The organism is Sorangium sp. So ce1014, assembly GCF_051521505.1.
GTDB lineage: Bacteria > Myxococcota_A > Polyangia > Polyangiales > Polyangiaceae > Sorangium.
Genome location: NZ_CP150356.1, coordinates 10745064 through 10771755, shown reverse-complemented (window position 1 = coordinate 10771755; position 26692 = coordinate 10745064). Strand labels below are relative to the sequence as shown.

Here is a 26692-nt window from a genome sequence, read left to right as displayed (position 1 = left end):
AACGCTGTAGAATTTCTGCGCCAACGTCCATCGGGGCGCGTGCCGTGGCTCAGCGGTTGAGCGGTCCGGCTTCAGGTGCGTCGTCGCTTCGCGGTCCTGCCGGCTCGATCTGTTCGACCGGAAGGGCAGGGGTTGCTTCCGAGGCGGCGGCAGACGGCGCCGGGTCAGCCGGTAGCGCCGGCTCTCGAGACGGCTCCGGGCCGGGAGACGCCGGCGGTTGCGGCGGAGCGGAGCTCGGCTGCAGTCGAGACGGCGCCGGCTCGCTCCGGCGTCGGGCAAGGAAGAACATCGCGAGCAGGGCGACGAACCCCACCGCTCCCGCGGCGATGTAGCGGTTCTTCTGGCTCTTCCGCTCGGCGACCTTGTCCCCGAGGGACGCGAGCGCCGCCCTCGCCCCGGCGTGGCCTGGGTCGAGCTCGAGCGCACGCTCGAGCACGAACTTGTCCGGCGTGCCGCGATCGATGAGGAGCACGCCCTCGTGGTAGGCGATCTCGGCCTCGATCCTCCCCGCGTGCTCGCCGGTCGGGTCGAGGCGCAGCGCCTTGCGCAGCATCGCGAGCGCGTCGTCGCGTCGGTCGGCCGGCAGCGACTTCGCCCGCTCGACGTAGGCCCCCACCATCTCCTTGCGGCGCTCGAAGAGCGGCGCGCGGGCGAGGACCCGGTCGAACGCGTCGGTCGCTTCGGCGAGCTTGTTCGCGCTCGCCGCGGCGACACCCTCGTCCATCAGGTTGTACACCTCGGCGAGGCGAGCGCGATCGTACGTCGCGAAGAGCTCGCGCGCGATCCGGTCCCACGACCACTCGCGCGGCGGCTTGTCGCCCGTGAGGTTCAGGTAGGCGTCGCGGAGCTGCCAGACGCCGGGCTCGCCGATCGCAGAGATGGCCTCGCGCGCAGCGTCGCGCAGCCGCGCGCGGTCGCTGTTGCAGAAGCTCAGGATCACGCGCATGGCGTCCACGTCCCGGACGCGGCCGTACGCGCGGAGGACGTCGGCGAGGATCTGCGTGTCGTTCGACGCGATCGCCTCGCCGGGGATCGCCCGGCCGAGCAGATCGAGCTGCTTGTTGGCCCATCGCTGGACGATCTTGGCGTCGTGCTGGCGCGCCTCGATCAGCGCGGGGACCGCCTTGTCGCGCAGCTTGGCGATCTGCCGCTGGAGATCGATGCGGAGCAGCTCGCCGAAATAGGCGTGCAGCGCGATGAGCTCGCGGATCGCCGGCGTCGTGCCCGCAGCGACGAGCATCCGCTCCATCGCGAGCAGCTTCACGACATCGCGCCACGCGCTGTCGCGCGGCCGAGGCACGGCGAGCATGAAATCCACCCAGTCGCCCTCGGCCTCGTCCTTCTCGTCGCCGGCGCCCTTCTTCGCGCCCTGGTCGGCCTTGGCGTCCTTCTTGACGTCGCCCGCGCTCTTCTTCGCGCCCTTGGCGTCCTTCTTGGCGTCGCCCGCGCTCTTCTTCGCGCCCTTGAGGTCCTTCGCGTCCGCGCCCTTCTTCTTGCCGTCGCGCGCGTCATCGCCTTTGTCGCCCTTCAGCGCCTTGCGCCCCTCTCTGCGCGCCTCCGCGAGCACGCGGGGCGCCGCGTCGCGATCGATCGATCCGCGGATGTCCTGCACGCGGAGCCGAACCGCATCGACGATGCCGGAGATCGGCTCGTCAAGGGACGCGCGGGCGCTCTCCCGTGAGCGGGCGTCCTGCGACGTGATCTGGTCGAGCACGCGATCGAGCTCGCGGACCGCGGTGATGTCGGGCTCCGGACGGGCGATCGGAGCGAGGCGCGGGAGCTCCGGGAGCGCCGAGGAGGCCGGCGCAGCGGCGCCAGCGTCGCGCTGCGCGGCGGCGTGCGCCAGGGGCGGCGCGAGCGGCGCGGCCGCGATCAGGCTGAGCAGGACGAGCCACGCGCACGCCGGGCTGCCTCTCCGCGACGGCCGCGCGCCTGCGCTCCTCGGATCCGACGAGCTGGGTGCCAAGCGCCTCAATCCGTGATGCGAAAGTCAAAGAAGTCGCCCGAGAAGCCGCGCCACCGGACGTCGACGCGCTCGACGCGCGCCGCGCTCGGGCCGCGGTTCGCCCACGCGATGAGCTCCTTGAGCTCGTCCTCCTCTCCCTCGGCGAGCACCTCTACGCTGCCATCGGAGCGGTTTTTCACCCAGCCGGTGAGGCCGAGCCGCTTGGCCTCGCGCTGCGTGGAAGCACGAAAGAAGACGCCCTGGACGCGACCGCGGACGACCAGCTGAACCTGTTTGAGCCCCATGGAACCAGCTTGACTTAGCCGCGCACTCCGGGGGAGGCAACTTCGGGCAGCGTCGGGGTGCCACAGGCAGTTCGCCCCCGCCGTTCCGCGCGCGCGGCGTGGTCGACCCCGCGTCCGTGGTTCCCGGCGCGCATTGACAGAGCAAACGCGCTTGATAGAGTCGCCGCCCGATCGGCAAGCGCAGCCCGCCGATCGAGCGACATGAACGTGAGGGGCGCCGGTTACGAGGCGAGCCCTCTTCCCCCTGGCGACCCGCCGACATCGACGACATGCTCGGCCCCGCCTCGGGCTCGACCCGCTAGACCCCCCCAAACAGAAACCATCGACCGACGGCCTCCACGCCCTTGACAGGGCGCGCGCTGTCGCATCCTGGAGCTTTCCGACTCATGCACCTCAGGGAACTGAAGCAGAAACCGATGGCCGAGCTCGTCCAGATGGCGAAGGGGCTCAACATCGAGGGCGCTGCCGGGCTGCGCAAGCAGGAGGTCATCTTCGCGCTCCTGCAGGCCCACGCGGCGCAGGACCAGCCGGTCTACGGCGAGGGCGTGCTCGAATGCCTGCCCGACGGCTTCGGCTTCCTCCGGGCGCCGGACTACAACTACCTGCCGGGCCCGGACGACATCTACGTCTCGCCGTCCCAGATCCGGCGCTTCAACCTCCGCACCGGCGACAGCGTCAGCGGCTCGATCCGGCCGCCCAAGGAGCGCGAGGCGTACTTCGCGCTGCTCAAGGTCGACAAGATCAACGGCGAGCCCCCCGAGGTCGCCCGCGACAAGATCCTGTTCGACAACCTGACGCCGCTGTACCCGCAGCAGAAGTTCAACATCGAGAACGGGACGAAGAGCTTCTCGACGCGCATCATCGACATGCTCTGCCCGATCGGCAAAGGGCAGCGCTGCCTCATCGTCTCGCCGCCCCGCGCCGGCAAGACGGTGCTGCTCCAGCAGATCGCCAACGCGATCTCGGCCAACCACCCGGACACGACCCTGATCGTGCTGCTCATCGACGAGCGCCCGGAAGAGGTGACCGACATGCAGCGCACCGTGAAGGGCGAGGTGATCAGCTCGACCTTCGACGAGCCGGCGACGCGGCACGTGCAGGTGGCCGAGATGGTGATCGAGAAGGCGAAGCGCCTCGTCGAGCACAAGCACGACGTCGTGATCCTCCTCGACTCGATCACCCGCCTGGCGCGCGCCTACAACACGGTCGTCCCGCCGAGCGGCAAGATCCTGTCCGGCGGCGTCGACTCGAACGCGCTGCACAAGCCGAAGCGGTTCTTCGGCGCCGCGCGCAACGTCGAGGAAGGCGGGTCGCTGACCATCGTCGCCACCGCGCTCGTCGACACGGGCTCGCGCATGGACGAGGTCATCTTCGAGGAGTTCAAGGGGACCGGTAACAGCGAGATCCACCTCGATCGCAAGCTGATGGAGAAGCGGATCTTCCCCTGCCTCGACATCAACAAGAGCGCGACCCGCAAGGAAGAGCTGCTGCTGCCGGAGTGGATCCTCCAGCGCGTGTGGCTGCTCCGCCAGCTGCTGCACCCCCTCAACGTCATCGACTCGATGGAATTCCTCCTGGACAAGGTGAGCCGCACCGAAACCAATCAGGAATTCCTCGAGAGCATGAACCAGTAGCGGTTCGTCCTAGGGGCGCTCCCGGCCGTCGTAGGGAGCGCTCTCTGCGGGACGAACGCGTCGCGCAGGGGACCGCGCGCGCTTCTGCGGACGAAGTCGTGTTAGCGTCTCCTGGTGACCGCGAAGGCGGAACAACGCACGAAAGCGCTTCAGGCTCGGATTCAAGAGCTCGAGGCGCGCCTTGCCCAAAGTGACAAGACCGTGCAGGCGCTCCGGGATGTCGGGCTCGCGCTCGGCAGCACCCTGGATCTCGACCAGCTGCTCGCGCTCATCCTGAACAAGATCACGGAGCTGCTCGACGCGGACCGGGCGACCCTCTACCTGCTCGACGAGCAGCGCCAGCGGCTGTTCTCGCGGATCGTCATCGGCGAGGAGGCGCGCGCGATCGAGCTGCCCGTCGGCGCCGGGATCGCCGGCCACGTCGCCAAGATCGGGCGCACCATCCGCGTGAAGGACGCCTACCGGGACCGCAGGTTTCAGCGCGACTGGGACGAGGTGACGGGGTACCGCACCCGCTCGATCCTCGCCGCGCCGATGAAGAACCACGTCGGCCGGACCATCGGGGTCATTCAGGTCCTGAACAAGCACGGGGAAGGAGAGTTCTCGGTCCACGACGAGGAGCTCCTGAGCGCGCTGGCGACGCAGGCGGCCGTCTCGATCGACAACTCGCGGCTGTTCCTCTCGGTGATCCAGAAGAACACGCAGCTCGTGGAGACGAAGGAGCAGCTCGAGCACCGCGTGAGCGACCTCAAGCTGCTCTTCGAGCTCGAGAGCGCGATGGGCCGCGCGACCACGATGGAGGACCTCGCGCGCGCGGTCATCACGGAGGCCGGCAGGGCGTGCGAGGCGCGCGCGGGGGGCATGCTCGTCGACGAGATCGAGGGCGGCCTGGCCCTGTATTTCTTCGACTTCGCCGCGTTCGAGGACGGCGGCCCGCCGCCCCGCTCGTCCGCGCCGGACGAGGAGCCGGAGGGCGTCGTGGTCGCGGCTCCCCGGCGGCCGGCGGTGAAGCGCATCGCCATGCGCCGCGGCGAGGGGGTGGTCGGGCACGCCATGGTGCACAACGAGGCCGTGTTCTTCTCGAGCGAAGGCGCGGGCGAGGCGCTGGGCGACACGCCGGTCTCGCCCCGGCTCGCCCAGCTGCTCGGGGCGGACCTGCGAACGGCGATCGCCGTGCCGCTCGAGGGCGAGGACGCGGTGCCGATCGGCGCGATGGCGCTCTACAACTCCAGGAAACCGCACGGCTTTTCGAAGGACGATCGCGCGCTCTTGCGGCTCGTGTCGGCGAACGCGTCGACCGCGCTGCGGCTGTTCCGGTCGCGCCTCGAGCGGGAGCAGAGCGAGCGGCTCACCACGATCGGGCGCCTGCTCTCGGGGGTGATGCACGACGTGCGCACGCCGCTCACGGTGATCAGCGGCTACGTCCAGCTCATGGCCAGCGCCCCCGACGCGGCGACGAGGGAAGATCACGCGCGGCTGATCCTGAAGCAGTTCGACGTGATCAGCGCGATGCAGCGCGAGGTGCTGGAGTTCGCGCGCGGCGAGCGGAGCATCCTCGTGCGCAAGGTCTACCTGACCAAGTTCTTCGGCGACATCGAGAAGCAGCTGGAACACGAGCTCGCCGGGACCGGCGTGAGGCTCTCCCTGGAGCTCGAGGACCGAGGGACGGCGCGGTTCGACGAGGCGAAGATGACGCGGCTCCTGCACAACCTCGTCCGCAACGCGGTCGAGGCGATGCGGCCAGGCGGGGGCACGGTGACCCTCCGCGCCTACCGCGACGGGGGCGACCTCGCGGTCAGCGTCGCCGACACAGGCAAGGGGATCCCCAAGGAGGTCCAGGGCCGGCTCTTCCAGTCGTTCGTCACATCGGGCAAGCGCGGCGGTACCGGGCTCGGGCTCGCGATCGTGAAGAAGATCGTCGACGAGCACGCGGGGACCATCGCGGTCGCGTCGTCCGACAAGGGCGCGAAGTTCACGATCCGCCTGCCCCAGGAGAGCGCGCCGTCGCGGTCTTCGGCCGCGGCGGCGGGGCAGCCCCAGCTGGCCTCGAGGGACGGCAGCCCGGCGCCCAAGCAGGACGGCAGCCCGGCGCCCAAGCAGGGCGGCAGCCCGGCGCCCAAGCAGGGCGTGGAGGCCGCGCCGGTCGTCCACGAGGGCGTCCCCCGTCGCAGGCAGACGGGCTCATCAGCACCCGCGAACGAGCGAGGCCGACGCTCGTCCAGCAACGGCTCGGACGCCTGACGCGCCCCCGCCGCTTGCGCGAGGCGCATCCCATGGAGAGACTCGAACGGTGTCCCAGCTCCGCCTGAAGCTCCTCGAGCCGCACCGGACGTCGCTCGAGAAGTGCGTCTACTGCCCCAAGCTCTCCCGCGCCGCCTGCCCCGTGTCGAACGTCGAGGCGAACGAGACGGTCACGCCGTGGGGCAAGATGTCGATGGCGTACTTCGCCGCGCGCGGCGACGTGCCGCTCGACGCGCCCCACGCGGAGCCGGCCTGGGCCTGCTCCGCCTGTTACGCGTGCCGCGAGCGCTGCGATCACAAGAACGAGGTGGCCACCGTGCTGACCGACGCGCGCGCGGAGCTCTTCGCGCGCGGCCTCGCGCCGGAGGGGGCCAGGCGCGCCGCGGAGCGCTTCCTGGCCCGCGAGGCCGGTCGCGCCGGCGAGGCCGACGCGCGCTCCAGGGCGGCCGCGGTCGCGCCGGCTGCGGTCCACGTGCTGCTCGGCTGTGGCTACGAGCGGCACGCGCCGGACGTCGCCCGCGACGCGCTCGAAGCGACCGAAGCGCTGACCGGCGCGCCGGTCCGCCCGGTGCGCGCCTGCTGCGGGTTGCCGCTCCTGTACGCCGGCGACCGGCCGGGCTTCGAGGCCGCCGCGCGGCGGCTCGCCGCCGAGGTCGCGTCAGGAGAGCGCTTCGTCGCGGTCGACCCCGGGTGCGCGCGCGCCGTGCGCGTCGACTATCCGCGCGTGGGCGTGAGCGTGAAGACCCCGGAGCTGTTCGTCGATCTCGCGCTGGCGTCGCTCGATCGGCTGCAGCGGTCGACGTCGGAGCGGCGGGTGCGCTACCACGACCCCTGCCAGCTCGGGCGCGGCCTCGATCGCTACGACGCGCCCCGGGAGATCCTCGCCCGCATCACGGGGCGGCCGCCCGAGGAGTTCATCCACCGCCGCGAGCACGCCGACTGCAGCGGCGGCGGCGGCCTCGTGCCCGCCACGCGCCCCGCCTCGTCCGCCGCCATCGCCGACGGCAGGATCGCGGAGCACCGCGCGCTCGGGGGCGGGCTGCTCGTGACCCACTGCGCGCAGAGCCTCCGGCGGTTCAGGACCCGGGGCGAGCCGGCGGAAGACCTCGCGAGCCTGGTGGCGCGGGCCGTCGCGCCGCGATGACCGCGCCGGCGCCCGCCGGGGACGAGGCGCGCGGCGGCGCCGCAGGCCAGAAGGGGCCGGCGCCCCACAAGCGGCGCACCGTCGCGGGGAGGCTCCTCGCGAGCTACCTCGTGGTGCTCGCCGCCTTCGCGCTGACCGTCGGGTGGAGCGTCCAGGCGCTGCGGGCGGCGTCGCGCGACGCCCAGCTGCTGCGCGCCGGGTACGTCCCGCTGCTGCTCCGCATCGGCGAGGTCCTGGCCGAGCAGAACGTCTTCAACGCCCAGCTCAACCACATCACCGCCGCCAAGAACCCCGGCGACGTGCGCGAGTGGATCGAGACCGCCCGGCGGACCCGGCCGCTCGCCTTCTCGATCGTCAAGGACGCCGCCAGGGCGCTCGCCGCCGACGAGAAGGCGGCCGGCGGAGACGCCGGCGTCGGGCAGGCGGGCGCCTCGTCGGGCGTGCGCCGGTTCAGCGACGAGATCGCGGTCGAGGTGACGGCGATCGAGCGGCTCGTGGGCGCCAGCCCGGAGCGGTTCTCGCAGCTGTTCCAGGCGCTCGCCGTCGGCAACCGCGAACTCGCCGAGCGCACGCGGGACGAGCTGGTCAAGCGCGAGGTCGAGGGCGCGCAGCGGCTGCGGGCCATCAAGAGCCGCGTCGATGAGCAGATGGAGAGCCTCACCGTCGAGGCGAAGCGGCGGGAGGAGCGCTCGATGCACCTGCTCCTCGGGCTGGGCGTGCTGACGCTGCTCGTCGGCGCGGTGATGTCGCTGTACGCGCGGCGCGTGCTGGCCCCGCTCACCGCGGTCACCGAGCGGGCGAACGCGGTCGCGCGCGGCGACCTCACCCCGAAGCAAGCGCTCGCGACGAACGACGAGATCGGCGAGCTCGCGACGACGTTCGAGGGCATGGTCGCCGCGATCCGCCGCGCGCGCGCCGAGCTCGTGAACGCCGAGCGGCTGGCGGCGATCGGGAAGATGGCGGCGCACGTCACGCACGAGATCAGGAACCCGCTGTCGTCGATCGGGCTGAACCTCGAGCTGCTCGAGGAGGAGGTGGCGCGCGCGTCCGCCGCGGAGACGCCCGACGCGGAGCTCAGGCCCGTGATGAAGGAGTCAGCGCAGCTCGTCGCCGCCATCCGAGCCGAGGTGGACCGCCTGTCGCGCATCGCGGAGCAGTACCTCAGCGTCGCCCGCCGTCCTCGCCCGCGGCTTGTGCCGGAGCGGGTGGACGATCTGGTGCAGGAGCTCGTGGCGTTCGTGCGGCCCGAGCTCGACCGCGCCGGCATCGCGGTCCGCGTCGAGGTGGAGGAGGAGGGGCCCGAGATCCTCCTCGACGAGTCGCAGCTCCGGCAGGCGCTCCTGAACCTGCTCCGCAACGCGCGCGAGGCGATGCCCAAGGGCGGCGAGATCGTGGTGAGCGTCAGCTTCTCGAGCGGCGCCGCGACCATCGCGGTCGACGACATGGGCCCCGGCGTGCCGGAGGAGCTGCGAGCGTCCATCTTCGACCCCTTCTTCACGACAAAGCAGCGCGGGACGGGGCTCGGGCTCGCGGTGACGCGGGACATCATCGAGGCGCACGGCGGCACGATCTCGTGCGAACCGCGCGAGGCGGGGGGCACGCGGTTCCGGATCGTCCTGCCCGCCGGCGGCGCGCCGGCCCAGGGCCGCGCCGCGGACGCGTTGCTCTGAGCCGCTCCGGCCGCGGCGCGCCCGCGCGGCGGCGCCGGGCAGGCCCGACATGGAGCCCCGGCGCGCCGGCTATTTCGGCATGTTCAGGTACTCGAGGGCCATCCCCATGAGGAGGAAGCCCACGACCGCAAACAGGAGCGCCGCCAGCACGTAGACGAGGGTCCGAAACGTCCGCGCCGGCGGGGTCGCGGCCGGCCGCTGCTCGATCGACTCCGGCTCGCCGGGGGCAGGGAGCCCCGAGCTCAGGGTCGGCCGCATGGGTTTGTAGACGAGCGTCGGACCCTGGCTGGTCGATCCGGCCGAGCTGTCCTCGGAGAAATCCGGGAGCGTCCGCGGCGACACGGGGGGAGATCCGATCGGGGGCAGGAGCTCTCCGGCCGCGTTGTTCAGCACCATGGTGCCGTTCGGACCGGTCCATTGCATGGACGGAACCAGCGGCTGCCCGACGGCCGCGTAAGACGGGCGCTGGACCTCGCCGTGCGGGTGCGCCGGCTCGCCGACGGGGTGGTGGGCCGCGAGAGCAGGCTCGCTGGGCTGGCGCGCGACGGCCTCGACCGACGGCTGTGCCCCTGGGTCGGTGGCCGTGCGGATCAAGATGGAGTCGGCCGGCGGCACCGGGAGCTTGATCGCGCCGGAGGACGGGGGTTTGTAGGTCTGGTGCGGGGGCGGGAAGGGCGTGCCGAGCGCATGGCCCGATGCGTTGCTGCTGGGCACCCTGGAGCTGCGCGGGCTGTTGGTCGGCTGGCTGGCGCGCTTCGCCGGCCGCAGCTCCCGCCACGCGGTGAGCCCCTCGATCGCGCTCTGGAACCGGTCCGCGGGCTCCCGCGCCAGCCCCTTGGCGAGGAACGCCTCGAGCCGCGGCTCGACCGGCCCGTCCATCGCCTCGGCGAGCCTCCGCGCGTCGGCCTTCTGCTTCATCTCGACCATGATGAGCAGGTTGCGCGCCTGGTACGGCAGCTGACCGCTCATCGACTGGAAGATCATCGTGGCGCAGGCGTAGATGTCCGCGCGGTGGTCGACCGTCTTCGCCTTGCCGATCTGCTCGGGCGGCATGAACGAGAACGTGCCGAGGCTCTGCCCCATCTCGGTGAGGGTCTCTCCTCCCATCTCCCTCGGCAGCTTGGAGATGCCGAAGTCGAGGATCTTGACCCGCGTGGACCCGTCGGGTCGCGCCTCGAGGTACACGTTCGACGGCTTCAGATCGCGGTGGATGATCCCGGCGCGGTGGGCGTCGGCGAGGCCCATCCAGACCTGCTCGATGATCGGGTGCAGCTCCTCGAACCTGATCGGTCCCGTCCGCTTCAGCCGCTCGATCAGCGACTCGCCTTCGAGCAGCTCGAAGACGAGCACGATGCCGTGCTCGAGGTCCTCCTCGACGTCGAGGATCTCGGTGACGTGGTCGCTGTTGATGGAGCCCGCGGCGCGCGCCTCGCGCCGGAACCGCTCGGCGGCGGACGATTTGGCCTTGGAGTCGGCGCGCAGGAGCTTGATCGCCACCTGGCGGCCGGTGCGGATGTTCTCCGCGGCGAACACCTCACCCATCCCGCCACGGCCGAGCTGGCGGATGATGCGGTACCGGTTCGCGACAACGGTTCCAGCTTCGAGCTCCAAAAGCGCCTCACCACAGATTATCCTCCGCGCCGATGCGGGGGATCAAATTCTCCGGCGCGAACGAGGTGAGTTGAGCATGGGCGATGGACCGCCGGCCGTGGGCCGACGTCGCCGTGCCCTGGCCGAGGACGGGGGAAGAGCCGCAGGATCGAGCTCTTCCGTGGGCTCTCCGCCCCTTCGCTGAGGCGCCAGCGCTTCCCCCCTCACGCGCGGTGCGTCACGCCGGTCGCAGGGGCATGACCGTGCCCCTGCGCCGCCGCGGATCTCACTCGTCTTCCTGCTGCCGGAGCTTCGCCATGACGTTCAGGTCCTCGAGGGTCGAGGTGTCGCCGGTCAGCTCCCGGCCGGCGGCGACGTCCTTCAGCAGCCGGCGCATGATCTTGCCGCTGCGGGTCTTCGGCAGCGCGTCCGCGAAGCGGATGGTGTCGGGGCGCGCGAACTTGCCGATCTCCTTGGCGACGTGCTCGGCGAGCTTCGCCTGGAGCTCCGGTCCGGCCGTGGCCCCCGGCCGGAGCGAGACGAACACCACGAGCGCCTGCCCCTTGAGCTCGTCCGGCCGACCGACCGCGGCCGCCTCGGCGACGGCGGGATGAGAGACGAGCGCGCTCTCGATCTCGGCCGTCCCGATGCGGTGGCCGGCCACGTTCAGCACGTCGTCGATGCGGCCGACGACCCAGAAATAGCCGTCGTCGTCGCGGCGAGCGCCGTCGCCGGTGAAGTAGCAGCCCTCGACGTCGCTGAAGTACTGCTTGCGGAAGCGCTCATCGTCGCCCCACACCGTCCGCAGGATCGACGGCCACGCCTGCTTCAGGACGAGCAGCCCGCCCTCGCCCGGGGCGACCGGCTTGCCGTCCTTCGTGACGACCTCGGCCACGACGCCGAACATCGGCAGCCCGGTCGACCCCGGCTTCGCGGGCGCCGCGCCGGGCAGCGTGGTCATCATGATCGCCCCCGTCTCCGTCTGCCACCAGGTGTCCACGATGGGGCAGCGGCCGCCGCCGATGGTCCGGTGGTACCAGACCCACGCCTCGGGGTTGATCGGCTCGCCGACCGAGCCGAGGAGCCTGAGGCTCGACAGATCGCTCTTCGCGGGCCACTCGTCGCCCTGCCGCATGAAGGCGCGGATGGCCGTGGGGGCGGTGTAGAGGATGGTCACCCCGTGCTTCTCGATGAGCCGCCAGAAGCGGCCCCAGTCGGGGAAATTCGGCGCGCCCTCGTACATGAGGCACGTCGCGCCGTTCGAGAGCGGGCCGTAGACGATGTAGCTGTGGCCCGTCACCCAGCCGACGTCGGCGGTGCACCAGTAGACGTCGTCGTCGCGCAGATCGAAGACGTACTTCGTGGTGACGTGCACGCCGACCAGGTAGCCGGCGGTCGTGTGGAGCACCCCCTTGGGTTTCCCGGTCGATCCGCTCGTGTAGAGGATGAACAGCGGGTGCTCGGCGTCGACGATGGTGGGCTCGCAGGAGGGCGCGGCCTGGGCGAGCAGGTCGTGCCAGAAGACGTCGCGGCCCTCGGTCATCTGCACCTCGCAGCGCTCGCTGCCGAGGTGCTGGTACACGACCACGCGCGTCGCGCTCTTCGCCTGCGGCTGCGCGAGCGCCTTGTCGACGGTCGCCTTCAGCGGCACGACCTGCCCGCGCCGGTACGCGCCGTCCTGCGTGATGACGAGCTTGGCCTGGCAGTCGTGGATGCGGTCGCGGAGCGCGTCCGCGGCGAAGCCGCCGAAGACCACCGTGTGCACCGCGCCGAGGCGCGCGCAGGCGAGCATCGCGACGGCGACCTCGGGGACCATGCCCATGTAGATCGCGACCCGGTCCCCCTTCTCGATGCCCAGCCGCTTGAGCGCGTTCGCGAGCAGCAGCGTCTCGCGGTGGAGCTGGGCGTAGGTCAGCGTGCGCGTGGCGCCGTGCTCGCCCTCCCAGATGATCGCGGCCTTGTTCCTGGTGGCGGTCGTCAAGTGGCGATCGAGGCAGCTCTCGGTGATGTTGAGGGTCGCGCCGAGGAACCACTTGGCGTGCAGCAGCGACCCGTCGCTGGTCTCGGTCCACGGCGTGCGGAACACGAGGTCGCTCGCCTCCCGGCGCCAGAACGCGTCCGGCTGCTCGATGCTCTCGCGGTAGAGCGCCTCGTAGGTCTCCTGCGCGCCGACGCGCGCACGGCGCGAGAACTCGGCCGGCGGCTCGAACCGGCGCGTCTCCTTCAGCAACGACGTGATGGCATCCTGCGACATGGTCACCTCTTGAGGGGACGGCGATGGTCGATCCCCGACCCATGTTGAAGGGGACGGCGAAGGCCGATCCCCGACCCATGTTGAAGGGGACGGCGAAGGCCGATCCCCGACCCATGTTGAGGGGACGGCGAAGGCCGATCCCCGACCCACGTTGAAGGGGACGGCGAAGGCCGATCCCCGACCCCCGCTGGAGAGGACGGCGAACCGCCTCCGACTCACCGCGAGGGGGTGCGAGAATACATCCGCCAAGCGACAGAACAAGGATGGAACGGCCAACCGCCCGGGCTCGGCCCGGCCCGATCACCAGAACGCGTAGCCGGCGTGCAGGCTGCCGCCCAGCTGCAGCAGCAAGGCCGAGTAGAGCGGGATGTCGTCGTCGCCGTCCTTGTAGCTGATGCCGCGCGACGACTGGAAGTAGCTGTCCAGCGAGAATCCGAGGAGCACGCCGCCGAGGTCCAGCTCGACGCCGACCTCGGAGAACACGAACGCGTTCACCCCTGCAGCGGGCTGGCACCGGCCCTCGCAGATGTCCCCCGCGGGCGTCTTGATGCTGTCGAAGCTCACGTCGTCGTAGGTGAGACCGCCCCCGATCGAGCCCACGAACCGCCAGGTCTGCCCCGGGGTCATCAGGCGGACGTTCAGCCCGACGCGCGTCGAGCCGAGCGTGTAGCTGGCGTTCTGGTAGCCGGGGTGGCCCGACCCGGTCGCGATGTTCGCGTACTGGAACATCACGTCGAACGCCGCGGGGGTGTTCACGCGGTAACCCACCCGGATCGAGCCGGCGCCGCCGCTGTTCGCCTCCGGCATCGGGAATGCGCGCGGATGGCCGATCGGCACGAGCAGCGACGCCGCGCCGATCACGTAGTACCCCTGCGGCGCGAACGAGAGGGGCACCGGCCGCGGCGGGGGCGGGGGAGGCGGCGGCGTGAACGGCTGCGGCGTCGCGGTCACGGGCGTCTTTTCCGGGGCCAGCGTCAGCTTCACCTTCTTGTCGCGCTCGCCGCTCACCACGGTGACGCTCTGATCGGCGCTCGCATGGCCCTTGGCCCGCGCGCCGATGCGGTGCACCCCCGGCCCGAGCTCCACGACCCGCGTCCCCGAGGACGAGGGCGGTTGCTCCTCGCCGTCGATGATCAGCGTGGCGTCCGGCGGGCTGAGCTCGATCGTGAGATGGGCGAGCAGCGCGCGCATCTCCTCGATGGCGCTGCGCGCCGTCCGCTCGTCGCCCTCGTCCATCGTGTCGCGGTGCTGCGCGAGCGCGCGCTCGAGCGCGGCGATGGCCCTCGGATAGTTGAAGATGGCCTTCTCGGCGAGCGCGATGTTGAAGAGCGGGCTGGCCTTCGGCTTCTCCTTGTAGGCCGCCTCGAACTCGGCGATCGCCGCCCGGTAGTTCCGGTCCTGGAACAGCTTGATGCCGTTCTCCATGTGCTGCCGGTACGGCTCGACCTGCGCGAGCGCCGGCGAGAGCTGCGCGGCCAGGCCGAGGATCGCCGCGCAGAGCGTGAGCAGGAGTCGTCCGTGCGATCTGCCCAAGCCCGCCTCAGTCGACCTTGAGCTGCAAACCAGCCGCGACCCCCGCCGGCTTCGACGTCGCGACGTCCGGCGCGACCTGACCCGGCGCGGCGGCCTTTGCGCCGGTGCCCGTGGTCCTGGGACGCGCCGCGAAGGGGAGCGTCGCGGTCTTCTTCGTGCTCGGTGCGGCCCTGGGCGCCGGGGCGGGCGCGGTGGGCGCTGGCGCCGGCTCCGCGGCCGCGGTGGGCGCCGGCGTCACGGCCGCCGGCAGCGGGTGGAGCAGGACCTCGATCGGGGCCCTGCCGGCCTGGAGCGTCACCTCCTTGTCCACGGGCGTGTATCCGGAGGCCTCGATCCGCACCCGCTTCGTCTCACCCGTGCGACCGCGCAGGGTGCGATCGGCCAGCGCCACGCCGTCGACGGTGAAGCGCGCGCCTTCGGCGTTCGTCCGGAGCTCGACGGAGACCTGGGTAGGCGGCGCCGGCGCGGCAGCCTCGGTGCGCGCCGCCGGCGAGCGGCGCGCGTGATGGACCGCGCCGGCGAGCCCGCCGACCAGCGAGACAAGCGCCACCGCGGCGAGCGCGAGCCGCCGCGGCCCGCGCGCGCCCGTGCGCCCGTTGCTCGACCAGCCCACCTTCGAGCCGCTGCCGTGCACCTCGAGCGTCGGATCCAGCGCGATGTTCGGGTCGCCCGGCGTGTGCTTCACCGGTGTCTGCCCGGGCACGCCAGGAGCGCTCGTCGTGTGCGCCCCGAGCTCGTCGCTCGAGCTGCGCCGCGACCCGAGGAGCCCGCCGGCCCCCGCGACCAGCGCGTCCAGGAAATCCCGCGCGGACGAGAACCTCGCGTCCCTGTCCCGCGTGAGCGCCCGCGCGATGACGCGCGCGATCGGCTCGGGGACGGCCGGGTTGCTCATCCGCACATCCTGGGCGTCCTTCATGCAGATATTGACGATGACCTGCTCGTACGAGCTGCCGCTGTGCGGCGGGTGCCCGGTGAGACACTCGTAGAGGATCGCGCCGACCGCCCAGAGATCGGTCCTGCCGTCCACGTCGGGCAACGCCTGCGCCTGCTCGGGCGACATGTAGAACGGCGTGCCGAGCACCGTGCCCTGCCGGGTCAACGTGTGGGCCGGCACGCCGTCGGTGCGGCGCACCTTCGAGATGCCGAAATCCAGGATCTTGGCGAAGTTCGGGTCGTCGTCGCGGTCGACAAGGAAGATGTTGTCCGGCTTGAGATCGCGGTGGACGATGCCCGCCTCGTGCGCCCGGTGGAGGCCGCGGAGGATCTGCGCGGTCACGTGGAGCGCCTGGCCGAGCTCGATCCTGCCGCAGCGCCGGATGCGGTGGCCGAGGTCCTCGCCGCGGAGCAGCTCCATGACGAGGAACGGGACGTCGTCGGCGAAGCCGGAGTCGAAGATCTCGACGATGTGCGCGCTCTCGACGGCGCTCGCCGCCTGCGCCTCGCGGTGGAACCGGGCGACGGCGTCCTTGTTCTGCGCGAGCTCGGCGTCGACGAACTTCATCGCGACGCGCTTGCCGATGGTGGTGTTGAGCGCCTCGTAGACCATGCCCATCCCGCCACGCCCGATCGTCCGTACGATTTCGTACTTCTGGACCCGCTTTCCGACGAGCGCGCCCTCGACCGGCTGAGTCGCTGCGGCAGTTGTGTCGGTGCTGCTAGGCATGGCGGTTGCGACTCGGAGGATGGGCGAAGGGGCGGGCGAAGCCCATGAGGCCCTATGGACGAACCGTATCAAAGAAAGCTACGCCCCGTCCCCGCGCGGCAGCTTATCACCTACCCCATCCAGGGTGCACCTTCGCCAGCAGGGGCGGCCAGGGGTGCGCCCGGCGACGGGCGCCGTCGCACACCGGAGCCCTCGCCCTTCAGCGCGGCATGGCAGGTGCGTCCGCGCTCGGTGCCTCGCCGAGGCGCGGATCGAGCTTGCCCTGCTTCTCCAGGGCCGAGAGCTCGCTGAAGCCGCCGACGCTGACGCCGTTGATGAAGATCTGGGGAACCGTCCGCTGCCCGGAGGCCTTGACCAGCCAGGCGCGGAGGTCGTCGCGATCCTCCACGTTGATCTGCGTGAAGCTCACCTGCTTCTGGGTCAGCAGGCGCTTCGCCATGGTGCAGTATCCGCAGTAGTCGGTGACGTAGAGGGTGACTTCGGCTGCTTGCATGGGCATCTCGTCCTCTTTCCTTTCTCGGAGCGGCCAAAGATGCAAGCGCACAGGGCTCCACCTTGCGGTAGGCTGCGCGCATGGCCGAGAAAGAGGGGACGATTCACCTCGATCGCTATACAAGCGACGCGAAGCAGGTCGTCGCCGGCGCTCAGCAGATCGCGGACGAGCGCCAGCACGCCGAGGTCACGCCGCTGCACCTGCTGATGAGGTTGCTGGAGCGTGACCGGGGGGTATCCGAGGTGTTTCGGCGGGCCGGAGCCGACCCGAACGAGGTGCTCCAGCTCGCCGAGAACGCGCTGAAGAAGCAATCCAAGGCGGGCAGCGGGGTGGCGTATGTGAGCCCGCGGCTGCTCGACCTCCTCGGGCGCGCCGAGCGGGAAGCGACCCGGGACAAGTCGGCGAATGTGGGCATCGAGCACCTGCTCCACGCGCTCGCGCAGGAGATCCGCGGGCCTGCGGGGGAGATCCTCTCCTCGTTCGGCATCGGCCCCGGCGCGTTCCGGCCGCACCTCGCGGCGCTGGAGGCGGCCTCGCGGGAGCCCTCTCCCTCACCGTCCAGCGCGTCCGAGCCCGGGCAGCCCGCGCCCTACACCCGGGACCTCGTCGCCGACGCCCGCGAAGGGCGGTTCGATCCGGTCATCGGGCGCGACGTCGAGGCGCGTCGCCTGCTGCAGATCCTCGAGCGACGGTTCAAGAACCACCCGCTCATCGTCGGTGAGCCCGGCGTCGGCAAGACCGCGATCATCCGGGGCCTGGCCGACCGGATCGCCCACGGCGACGTGCCCACGAACCTGGCGGGGGCCCACCTCTACGAGCTCGACACCGGCGCGCTCGTCGCCGGGGCGAAGCTCCGCGGTGAGATCGAGCAGCGCCTCAAGGTCCTGGTCGACCGCCTGCGCGGCGAGCAGGACGCCGAGAGCATCCTCGTGGTCGAGGACCTCGACGCGCTCTTCGGGCAAGGGGTGCAGGGCGCCGGCGTCGGAGAGCTCCTGAAGCCGCTCCTGTCGCGCGGGGAGATCCGGATCATCGCTACCACGACGCCGGAGGGCGTGCGCAAGATCAACGAGCGCGACCCCGGGATCATCCGGCGGTTCTCGACGGTCACGCTGGAGGCGCCGAGCATCGACCAGGCGACGGAGATCCTGCGCGGGATCGCGACGAAGTACGAGGCCCACCACCGCGTCCGCGTGGGGGAGAGCGCCATCGCCTCGGCGGTCGCGCTGGCCAAGCGGTACCTCTCGGACCGCGCGCTCCCCGACACCGCCGTGGACCTGCTCGACGAGACGTCCGCCCGAAAGCGGGTGGAGGTCGACGGGGTGCCGGCCGAGGTCGATTCGCTGACCCGGCGCGTCGACGCGCTCCGCGCCCAGATCGCCGCGCTCGCCGACGACGACGACAAGCTCAGCACCCAGACCCGCGCGCGGCTGGAGGCGGAGCTCGCGGAGATCGAGCCGAAGGCGTCGTTGATGCGCAGCCGCAATGCGTCGCGCCGCGGCGTCATCGCCGCGTGCCAGGCCATCCGCCGCGAGCTCGTCGCCGCGACGGACGCGCTGAAGGCCGCCCAGCGCGACAAGGCGTTCGCCAGGATCGGTGAGCTCGAGCACGTCACCATCCCGGAGATCAAGCGGCGGCTCCAGGCCGCCGAGGAGGCCGCGCAGCGGGAGGGGGTCGCGCCGACCTCGAACGTCGTCAGCGAGTCGGACGTGGCGGCGACGCTCAACGACTGGACCGGCATCCCGGTGGCCAAGATGCTCGAGGGCGAGGCCGAGAAGCTCCTCAAGATGGAGGAGCGCCTCGCGCAGCGGGTGGTGGGCCAGGACGAGGCGGTGCGCGCCATCGCGAAGGCGGTGCGCCGCGGGCGCGTGGGTCTGCGCGATCCGGGCAAGCCGATCGGCTCGTTCCTGTTCCTCGGGCCGAGCGGCGTCGGCAAGACGGAGCTCGCGAAGGCGCTCGCCGAGTTCCTGTTCGACGACGAGCAGGCGCTGACGCGCATGGACATGAGCGAGTTCATGGAGCGCCACATGGCCCAGCGCCTGATCGGGGCGCCGCCGGGCTACGCGGACAGCGAGCAGGGCGGCTTCCTCACCGAGGCCGCCCGACGCCGGCCGTACAGCGTGCTGCTGTTCGACGAGGTCGAGAAGGCGCACGCGGACGTGTTCAACCTGCTGCTCCAGATCCTCGACGACGGTCGGCTGACGGACGGCCGCGGGCGGCTCGCCGACTTCTCGAACACGGTCGTCATCATGACCTCGAACATCGGGTCGAAGCGCGTGCTCGAGACCGACGCCAAGCTCTGGACCACGGAGGACGGCCGCGAGGCGATCCGCGACGTCCTGCTCGAGGAGCTGCGCGGGTTCTTCCGCCCGGAGTTCCTGAACCGGATCGACGACATCGTCGTCTTCAAGGCGCTCAGCAAGGAGGATCTCCGGGGCATCGTGGACATCCAGCTCCGCCGCCTGGAGCAGCTGCTCACGGACAAGGAGATCCGCCTCGCCCTCACGGACGCCGCGAAGGCGCGGCTCGTCGACCTCGGCTACGAGCCCAGCCTGGGCGCGCGCCCGCTGAAGCGGGCGATCCTGCGCGAGCTCCAGAACCCGCTCGCCGAGACGATCCTGGCCGGCGGATACCAGCCCGGTCAGACGATGCAGGTCGACGTGACCGACGAGAAGTTCGTCTTCACCAAGGCGTGAGGGAACGCACCAGGGCGCGAGGCGAGCGCGACCGTGACCGAGCGCGAGGCGAGGCGAACGTGACCGAGCGCGCGGTCCGGGCCGCGCGGGCGTCTCGATTGTGCCGTGCTCCGCCACCGCGAAGGCGCGGGGTTGGCCCTCCTGGCGAAGATCCTGGCCGGGGGCGCTGCGAATCTCTTGCCAAGCCGAAGAAGGTCCGTATACTGCCGCTCCCTTGCTCACCGGGCCCTCAGATTGAGGGTCATTGCGTGGCGTAACGTGAGGGATCGCGGTCCCCAGGTTGAGGAAGACGCACCATGTACGCGGTCATCAAGACGGGCGGCAAGCAGTATCGGGTCGCCGAAGGTCAGAAGCTCCGGGTCGAGAAGCTTGCCGGCAATGCCGGTGACAAGGTCACCTTCAGTGAGGTGCTCCTTGTCGGCGGTGACGCCCCCAAGATCGGCAAGCCCCTCGTGAGCGGCGCCTCCGTCGCTGCCGAGATCACCGGGCAGGACCGCGGCAAGAAGATCGTGGTCTTCAAGTTCAAGCGCCGGAAGAACTACCGGCGCAAGAACGGCCATCGTCAGCCGTACACCGAGCTCAAGATCACCGGCATCACGGCCTAGCAGGAGAAGTAGACATGGCTCATAAAAAGGGCGGCGGCTCCTCCAGGAACGGCCGCGACTCGAAGGCGCAGCGCCGCGGGGTGAAGGTGTATGCCGGTGCGCCGGTGCGCGCTGGCAACATCCTGGTCCGGCAGGTCGGCTCCTCGATCCACGCCGGCCAGAACGTCGGCACAGGGCGCGACTTCACGCTCTTCGCCCTCGTCGATGGCGTCGTGAAGTACGAATGGAAGTCCAACACCAAGAAGAAGGTGTCGGTCTACCCGGCTTCCTGAACTCTTTTCCCGGGGATGGCCTCTTGAACCGTCCCCTCGCGTCCCGCCTGCCGCGCTCCGCGCGCTCACGATCCATTCAAGCGCGGTGACGATCTACAAGCTCCTCGCCGTCGACGTCGACGGGACCCTGGTCCGTCGTGATGGCTCCATCCACGAGGAAGATTTCCTCGCCATCCAGCGGCTCCAGAGCGCGGGCATCCCGGTCTCGATCGCGACCGGGCGCCTGTACTCGGGGACGCGCGAGGTCGCGCGGCGGATCGGCGTGGTCGGCCCCATCGCGTGCGTCGACGGCAGCCACATCGTGCACACCGAGGGCGACGCGCACCTGTACTCGCGCACGATCTCGGGCGCCGAGGCGGCCCTCCTGCGCTCGATCACCGAGCGGCACGCGACGGCTTCGTTCCTCTTCGCGCAGGATAGCATCGTCCACGACGCGACCGGCACGCCGCACCTCCACTACGTCCGGGGCTGGTCGAACGCGATCGCCGAGGTCGAGCGCGTCTCGTCGCACCCGTACTGGGAGCACGAGCATGGGCTGCTCGCGCTGGTGGCGATCGGGACCGAGCTGCAGGTCAGGGCCGCCGTCGAGGAGGTCCGCTCCGAGCTGGGTGACTCAGCCTTCGTCGTCTCGTTCCCGCTCCTGCACGACGGTCACACGAGCGTCTTCGCCATGTTGGTCCGCGCGGCGGGGCCGACGAAGGGGACGGCGATCGCGTGGCTCGCGGAGCACTACGGCTGCTCGACGTCGGACGTTGTCGTCGTCGGCGACTGGCTCAACGACCTGCCGATGTTCGAGGTCGCGGGGCGGTCGTTCGCCATGGGACAGGCGCCCGAGGATGTGAAGCGGGCGGCGACAGACCGCCTGGAAGCCGACGGCCTGCGGGGCGGCGGCATCGCCGAAGCCATCCGCCGCGCCTTCGGTCGCTGAGCGAGGAGGGGCGGCGAGCGTCGGCGGGCAGCGGGGGGAGCGCCGCGCAGCGCTCCCCCGCGCGCGCCTTGCGTGTCAGCCCTTGCGCTGCGGCTGGGCAGGCTGGGCCGCGGCGGAGAGCTGCTGCTGCTGCTGCTGCAGGTACTGCGCGACGGCGCGCGAGCGCTCGATGGCGAACTGCTTGACCTCCTTGTTCGGAGAGCCCGCGAGCGCGTTCAGCAGCTTGGTCACCTTCTCGAGCTGGCGCGACTGGAACAGCGCCTCGAAGTAGTTGTTGGCCAGGCGCACGTCGCGGCTCATCTTCGCCTCGTGCGGCTGGAGCAGGCGGACCACCGCCTCGAGGTCGTTCTTCTGCCCGTACAGCGCCGACAGGCAGAGCAGCGCCAGCGGGCTGTCCGGGTTCTGCGCGACCGCCTTCTTGGCGTACTCGACCGCCTTGTCGCGCGTCTCCTCGTTGCTCGCGTAGAAGCCCTGGATCGCGATGTACGGCGCGGCCGTCTTCTTGTCGGCCGAGAACTTCTCGATCTCGTCGACCGCGCTCGCCTCGTCGCCGCGCTGCTTCAGGTACTGGAAGAGGTAGGCCCACGCGTCGATACAGTCGACGTCGATCGCGATCGACTTCTCGATGTACTCGCGCTCCTTCGCGTCCTCCTTGCGCGCCTGGTAGAGCTTCGCGAGGTGCAGCGAGGGGTAGGGGTTGTCCTTGAGCAGGTTCTGCGCGCCCTTCAGCGTCCCCTCGGCCTTGTCGTGCTTGTCCTGCGAGAGCTGCGCGATGCCGAGCGCGAGCCAGTCGTCGCCCGTGCCGCCCTTCGCGACCACCTTCGAGAGCACCTGCTCGGCGCGCTGCACCCGGTTGTGCTTGAGGAGCTCCTGCGCGTAGATGCGCCCGCGGTTCAGGTCGTCAGGCTGCTCGGTCCAGTGCTTCTCGAGGCCGGCGAGCAGGTCCTCCAGGCCGATCGCGATCGGTCGTCCCTGATCGTCCTGCACCTGCACCGCCGGCCCGTTGAAGCCGAGGAGCTGCCACATCTGATCGAGGGTCACCGCCGTGGGACCCTTCTCGATCATGCCCTTCAGCTCATCGGTCGGCTTGTTCACCGGGATGACGATGAGCGCGTTCCCCGGCACGCCGTTCGGGAACGCGCTCACGGGCGCGACGATCGCTGCCCCGCCGGTGATGTTGAGCCCAGCCGCCTGCTGCTGTCCGTTGGTCGTCATCGTCGATGCTCCGAGATCTCTCCCCCACGCGCGCCGAGGCGCAGGAATCACCCAGCCTCGCCCCGGTACCCTGCGCGCCGAAATGATGGGGGCCGTAGTTCGTGTAGAAGGGGCGCGAACGCTAGCAGGGAGGGCCCAGCCGGGCAACGGGGGAGCTCGCAGGGCGCGGCCCCTCGCCGCGTTAAGTCCGCTCATGCTTTGGCCCGCGTTTTGGCCCGCGTTTTGGCCCGCGTTTTGGCCCGCGTTTTGGCCCGCGTTTTCACCCGTGATTCCAGTGAATTTTACCGCGCTTGCCGCGCTCCGAGCCAGCCGCGCTGCGGCTTGCGTCGCCGCCGCTGTCGCGATGTCGCGCGGCTCGCGGTCGCTCGTGTGATCGCTGTCCTGCTCGCTGTCGCCGTCACGGACGCCCATGTCGCTCGCCCTCTCCGCGCGCCGTCCTAGTCGAGTCGCGGGCCGGCGGCGAGGGCCGGCTTGAGCTCGCGCGCCGGGCCGGAGCGCTCCGGCGCCGCGCTGCGCAGCCGCTCTGCGAGGTGGGTGCGGCGCTCCTCCTTTCGGGTCTCCGCCAGCGCCAGCGACACAGCCCGCGGATCCGCGACGAGCACCACGAGCCGCTTGCCGCGGGTCACCGCCGTGTAGATGAGGTTCCGCGAGAGCATGACGAAATGCTGGGTGAGGATCGGCACGATCACCGCCGGATACTCGCTCCCCTGGCTCTTGTGGATGCTCGTCGCGTAGGCGAGCGTCAGCTCGTCGAGCTCCGCTTCCTCGTAGCCCACCTCGCGATCGTCGAAGCGCACCAGGAGCTTCCGCTCCTCGGCGTTCACGTCCGTGATGAACCCGACATCGCCGTTGTAGACCTCGCGGTCATAGTCGTTGCGGAGCTGCATCACCTTGTCGCCGAGCCGCAACGTCCGCGCGCCACGCGTGACGCTCGGGCCCTCGGGGTTCAGCGCCGCCTGCATCCGCGCGTTCAGGGCGATCGCTCCGGCCTCGCCCTTGTGCATCGGCGTCAGCACCTGCACGTCCCGCCGCGGGTCCAGCCCGAACCCCTTGGCGATGCGCTCCGTCACGAGGTGGAGGATCAGCTCCGCCGCCGCCTCTGCCTCGGTCCGCTCGATCACATAGAACTCGCCGCCGGGCCCGCGCGCGCCCTCCGGGGGCAGGCCGTCGTGGATCCGGTGCGCGTTCTGGACGATGAGGCTGCCCTCGGCCTGCCGGAAGATCTGCGTGAGCCGCACCGTCGGCACCTCGCCCGAGGCGATCACGTCCCGCAGCACCGCGCCGGGCCCGACCGACGGCAGCTGATCGACGTCGCCCACCAGCACGAGCCGCGCCGCGTCGGACGTGGCCTGGAGGAGCGCGTCGGCGAGCGCCAGATCGAGCATCGACGCCTCGTCGACCACGATCGCCCCCGCCTCGATCGGGCGGCCTCGCTGGCGCGCGAACTTGCGCTGCTTCGGATCGAACTCCAGGAGGCGGTGGAGCGTGACCGCCTCGCGACCGGTCGCCTCGCTCATCCGCTTGGCGGCGCGGCCCGTCGGCGCGGCGAGCCGCACCGGGAGCCGGGCGCGATCGAAGAGCGCCAGGATGGCCCGGACGATGGTCGTCTTGCCGACGCCCGGGCCGCCCGTGATGACCAGCACCTTGTTCCGCGCCGCCTGCTCCACGGCGTCCCGCTGCGCGGCTGCCAGCGAGACCTTCGTCTTCGCCTCGAACGCGGTGATCGCCCCGTCGATGCCCTCCACGAGGCGCGCATCGCCCGCCGCGTCGTCCTTGTCGCCCCCCAGCAGCAAGCGCATCCGGCGCGCGAGCCGCACCTCGGCCTCGTGGAGGTCCTTCGGGTAGACGGCCACCTCGCCGGTCGACAGCGTCTCGAGCCGCACGTGGCCGCTCGCCGCGAGCGCGTCGATCGCGCTGTCGGCCTCGGTGGCGTCGCGCTCGAGCATCGCCGCGGCGAGCTCCGCGAGGTCCGGCCGCTCCGCGAGCGTGTGCCCGCGCGTCGACAGATCGACCAGCGTCTGCAGCACGCCCGCCTGCGCCCGCTCCGGCGAGTCGGCCCGGATGCCGATCGAGCGCGCGATCCGGTCGGCGGTCTTGAAGCCGATGCCCCACACGTCGAGCGCGAGCCGGTACGGGGAGCGGGAGACGATGTCGATCGCGTGGGGGCCGAACCGCCTGTAGATGCGGCTCGCCAGCGCCGGGGAGGCGCCGTGCGCCTGGAGGAAGATCATGATGGCCCCGATCGCCCGCTGCGCCGCCCACGCCTTCGCGACCGCCTGCGCCCTCCGCTGGCCGAGCCCGGGGACCTCGGCGAGCCGCTCCGGCGAGCGGTCGAGGATCTCCAGCGTCTCGGTGCCGAACGCCTCCACGATCCGCTTCGCGTAGGCGGGGCCGATGCCCTGCACCATGCCGGACCCGAGGTAGCGCTCGAGCCCCTCGAGCGTGGCGGGGGCGATCGGCAGCAGGGTCTCGACCTTGAGCTGCTCGCCGTGCTTCGGATCGCGCTCGTACCGCCCCGTCGCGCGCACGCGCGTGCCGGGGCCGACCGGCGGGAACACCCCGACCCAGACCTCCGGCGCGGCGCCGGCGGTGACCTCCACCCGCAGCACCCGGAAGCCGCTCGACTCGCTCTCGTAGGTGACGCGGACGACCTCGCCCTCGACCGTCGCGGACCCGTCGCCCGCCACCTCCCTGGCCGAGAAGAGCCTCTGCTGGCCCCCGCCGCCCGGCGGGCGCTCGCCGGGCTCGCCTGGTCGCTCGCCGCGGTCGTGCGGGCGCGGCGCGTCGTCCGGCGGCGGCGCGGCTGCCCCCCGGGCTGCCCGATCGGGGCCGCCGCTCCGCTGGGACCGTTGCACGAGGGCAGCATGTAGCCGCCGGCCCGCCGGCGGCAACGCCCTCGTGCGCGGCGGCGCGTGATAGTCCTCGCGGGTGCCGGAGCTCCCGGAGGTCGAGCACGCCGCCGCCTCGCTGCGCCGCTTCCTGGCGGGCGACCGGATCGCGTCCGCCGAGGGCGACACGACCCGCGTGTTCCGCCGATCGAGCCGCGACGCATTCGAGCGCGAGCTCCCGGGCCGCGCGCTCCCGGCGCCTTCTGCCCGCGGTGCCAGCCGGAGCGCGGCAGTGCGCGGGCGCGAGCAGGGCTGCGCAGGCACCTCGGCGCTGAACACACGTCGCGCGAAGGGCGCTGCGCGCCGCGCGGCGCGGTTGGCGTGACTTCTTCGTGCCGGTATAGTGGCCCCGCGATGGGCCGCAGCAGCATGGTTTCTGTCCTCTGCGCCCTCGTTCTCGCGGGCTGCGCCGGGAGGGCGCCGGAGGCGGCGCGGTCCAAGGACGGCCTGCTGCGCGTGGTCGCCGCGGCCTCCGCGGAGCCGAGCTCCGGCGCGTCGGCGCCGGGGACAGCGGCGGAGGAGGCCGCGCCCGCGCACGATGACGAGGTGGACGACGACGGCGGGGAGATCGACGACGGCCTGGATCTGGCGGCGGAGCCGGGCACCGGCGCTCGTGCGCACTCGCCGCTCGCGGCGATGACCGAGGCCCAGATCGAGGAGCTGCTCTCGAAGGACCCGGCGGCGCTGGGGCCGATGTCGGTGGGCGCCACAAACGCGGGAGCGCTGTTCAACGGCATCCGGATGCCCGAGAGCGACAGGTGGGAGCTCGTCGACCCGAGCCACGCCTGGGGGACGCGCGAGACGATCGACGCGCTCGACCGGACGATCGGGGAGGTGCACCGGCAGTTCCCGGGGAGCCCGAAGCTCTACATCGGGCACATCAGCGACCGGGACGGCGGCCACCTCTCGCCGCACAAGAGCCACCAGGCCGGGCGCGACGTCGACATCAGCTATTTCCTCGACGCGCGGCACCGCTGGTACCAGCGGGCCACGGCGGCGAACCTCGATCGAGAGCGCACCTGGGCCTTCGTCCGGGCGCTCGTCACCGAGTCCGACGTGGAGCTCATCCTCATCGACACAAGCGTGCAGCGGCTGCTCAAGGAGCACGCGCTGAAGATCGGCGAGGACAAGGGCTGGCTCGACGACGTCTTCCAGTACGGGTCGAGGAAGCCGCGCCCGCTCATCCGTCATGCCCGCGGGCACGCGAACCACATCCACATCCGGTTCTACAGCCCGATCGCGCAGGAGTCGGCGGTGCGCGCGTATCCGTTGCTCGTGAAGCGCGGGGTGATCAAGCCGACGGCGTACTACGTGCGTCACACCGCGAAGAAGGGGCAGACGCTGGGCTCGCTGGCCCGGAAGTACGGCACCACCGTGGAGGCGATCAAGCGGGCCAACGGCCTGCGATCCACGGCGATCCAGGCGCGGCGCGTCTACAACATCCCGCGGCCGTCGAGCGGTCCCGCCGCCCCGCCGAAGCACGTCGTCGTGCCGCCGCGCCGGCTGCCCCCGCCGAGGGCGGCGGAGGCGTCTCCGCCGGTACACCACGCGGAAGCCGGGCCCGCGCTGGGCGGCTGATCGGCGGACGGCGCGCCGCCGCCGGTGCCGGCCCGCCGGCG

General features: G+C 71.4%; 19 protein-coding genes. 10 read left to right on the top strand and 9 right to left on the bottom strand.

Going from position 1 to position 26692, the window contains the following annotated elements:
• Nucleotides 1-49: 49 nt before the first annotated feature.
• Nucleotides 50-1966, bottom strand: coding sequence for a hypothetical protein (locus tag WME75_RS40815; RefSeq protein ID WP_437482343.1), 1917 nt, complete (start codon nt 1964-1966; stop codon nt 50-52).
• A 5-nt stretch (nt 1967-1971) separates the two neighbouring features.
• The gene (gene yccX / locus WME75_RS40810; protein ID WP_437482341.1) at nt 1972-2250 is read right to left on the bottom strand and encodes an acylphosphatase; all 279 of its coding nucleotides are present in this window, start codon (nt 2248-2250) and stop codon (nt 1972-1974) included.
• A gap of 386 nt (nt 2251-2636) precedes the next feature.
• Here yccX and rho point away from each other — a divergent pair, with 386 nt between their 5' ends.
• The 4 genes from rho (at nt 2637) to WME75_RS40790 (ending at nt 8939) form a co-directional block, all read left to right on the top strand.
• Nucleotides 2637-3884: a transcription termination factor Rho gene (gene rho, locus WME75_RS40805; RefSeq protein ID WP_437482338.1), complete on the top strand. Its 1248-nt coding sequence runs from the start codon at nt 2637-2639 to the stop codon at nt 3882-3884.
• A gap of 201 nt (nt 3885-4085) precedes the next feature.
• A complete protein-coding gene (locus tag WME75_RS40800; protein WP_437482336.1) occupies nt 4086-6125 on the top strand; it encodes a GAF domain-containing protein in 2040 nt (679 codons plus the stop codon).
• Between the two features lie 49 nt (nt 6126-6174).
• Nucleotides 6175-7269: a (Fe-S)-binding protein gene (locus WME75_RS40795; RefSeq protein WP_437482333.1), complete on the top strand. Its 1095-nt coding sequence runs from the start codon at nt 6175-6177 to the stop codon at nt 7267-7269.
• Nucleotides 7266-8939 (top strand): ATP-binding protein, encoded by a 1674-nt coding sequence (locus WME75_RS40790; protein WP_437482330.1) that lies wholly within the window; start codon nt 7266-7268, stop codon nt 8937-8939. Before WME75_RS40795 ends, WME75_RS40790 begins: the two co-directional genes overlap by 4 nt.
• A 69-nt stretch (nt 8940-9008) precedes the next feature.
• Here the strand turns inward: WME75_RS40790 and WME75_RS40785 are convergent, their stop codons facing one another.
• From WME75_RS40785 to grxC, 5 genes are all read right to left on the bottom strand, one after another.
• Nucleotides 9009-10550 carry a serine/threonine protein kinase gene (locus tag WME75_RS40785; RefSeq protein ID WP_437482327.1) on the bottom strand — a complete coding sequence of 514 codons (1542 nt, stop codon included), beginning with the start codon at nt 10548-10550 and terminating at the stop codon, nt 9009-9011.
• A gap of 265 nt (nt 10551-10815) precedes the next feature.
• Nucleotides 10816-12783, bottom strand: coding sequence for an acetate--CoA ligase (gene acs / locus WME75_RS40780; protein ID WP_437482325.1), 1968 nt, complete (start codon nt 12781-12783; stop codon nt 10816-10818).
• A 300-nt stretch (nt 12784-13083) separates the two neighbouring features.
• Nucleotides 13084-14316: a hypothetical protein gene (locus WME75_RS40775; protein ID WP_437482322.1), complete on the bottom strand. Its 1233-nt coding sequence runs from the start codon at nt 14314-14316 to the stop codon at nt 13084-13086.
• 7 nt (nt 14317-14323) lie between these two features.
• On the bottom strand, nt 14324-15979 hold the full coding sequence (locus WME75_RS40770; protein WP_437482320.1) for a serine/threonine-protein kinase: 1656 nt from the start codon (nt 15977-15979) through the stop codon (nt 14324-14326).
• Between the two features lie 199 nt (nt 15980-16178).
• On the bottom strand, nt 16179-16472 hold the full coding sequence (grxC, locus tag WME75_RS40765; protein ID WP_437482317.1) for a glutaredoxin 3: 294 nt from the start codon (nt 16470-16472) through the stop codon (nt 16179-16181).
• A gap of 80 nt (nt 16473-16552) precedes the next feature.
• On the opposite strand from grxC, the gene WME75_RS40760 reads away from it, so the two are divergent.
• The 4 genes from WME75_RS40760 (at nt 16553) to WME75_RS40745 (ending at nt 20970) form a co-directional block, all read left to right on the top strand.
• Nucleotides 16553-19165, top strand: a complete 2613-nt coding sequence (locus WME75_RS40760) for an ATP-dependent Clp protease ATP-binding subunit (RefSeq protein WP_437482315.1) — start codon at nt 16553-16555, stop codon at nt 19163-19165.
• Between the two features lie 296 nt (nt 19166-19461).
• Entirely contained in the window at nt 19462-19770 is a 309-nt protein-coding gene (gene rplU, locus WME75_RS40755; protein ID WP_437482312.1) for a 50S ribosomal protein L21, read from the top strand.
• A 14-nt stretch (nt 19771-19784) separates the two neighbouring features.
• Complete coding sequence (gene rpmA, locus WME75_RS40750; RefSeq protein WP_437482310.1) at nt 19785-20042, top strand: 50S ribosomal protein L27; 258 nt, start codon at nt 19785-19787, stop codon at nt 20040-20042.
• Nucleotides 20043-20127: 85 nt separating this feature from the next.
• The gene (locus WME75_RS40745) at nt 20128-20970 is read left to right on the top strand and encodes an HAD family hydrolase (RefSeq protein WP_437482307.1); all 843 of its coding nucleotides are present in this window, start codon (nt 20128-20130) and stop codon (nt 20968-20970) included.
• 75 nt (nt 20971-21045) lie between these two features.
• Here the strand turns inward: WME75_RS40745 and WME75_RS40740 are convergent, their stop codons facing one another.
• Together WME75_RS40740 and recD2 are read right to left on the bottom strand one after the other, a co-directional pair.
• Nucleotides 21046-22185 (bottom strand): tetratricopeptide repeat protein, encoded by a 1140-nt coding sequence (locus tag WME75_RS40740; protein WP_437482304.1) that lies wholly within the window; start codon nt 22183-22185, stop codon nt 21046-21048.
• A gap of 437 nt (nt 22186-22622) precedes the next feature.
• The gene (gene recD2 / locus WME75_RS40735; protein WP_437482301.1) at nt 22623-25040 is read right to left on the bottom strand and encodes an SF1B family DNA helicase RecD2; all 2418 of its coding nucleotides are present in this window, start codon (nt 25038-25040) and stop codon (nt 22623-22625) included.
• Nucleotides 25041-25113: 73 nt separating this feature from the next.
• On the opposite strand from recD2, the gene WME75_RS40730 reads away from it, so the two are divergent.
• Entirely contained in the window at nt 25114-25398 is a 285-nt protein-coding gene (locus WME75_RS40730) for a DNA-formamidopyrimidine glycosylase family protein (protein WP_437482298.1), read from the top strand.
• A 29-nt stretch (nt 25399-25427) separates the two neighbouring features.
• On the top strand, nt 25428-26651 hold the full coding sequence (locus WME75_RS40725; RefSeq protein WP_437482295.1) for a LysM peptidoglycan-binding domain-containing protein: 1224 nt from the start codon (nt 25428-25430) through the stop codon (nt 26649-26651).
• The last annotated feature ends 41 nt before the right edge of the window (nt 26652-26692 follow it).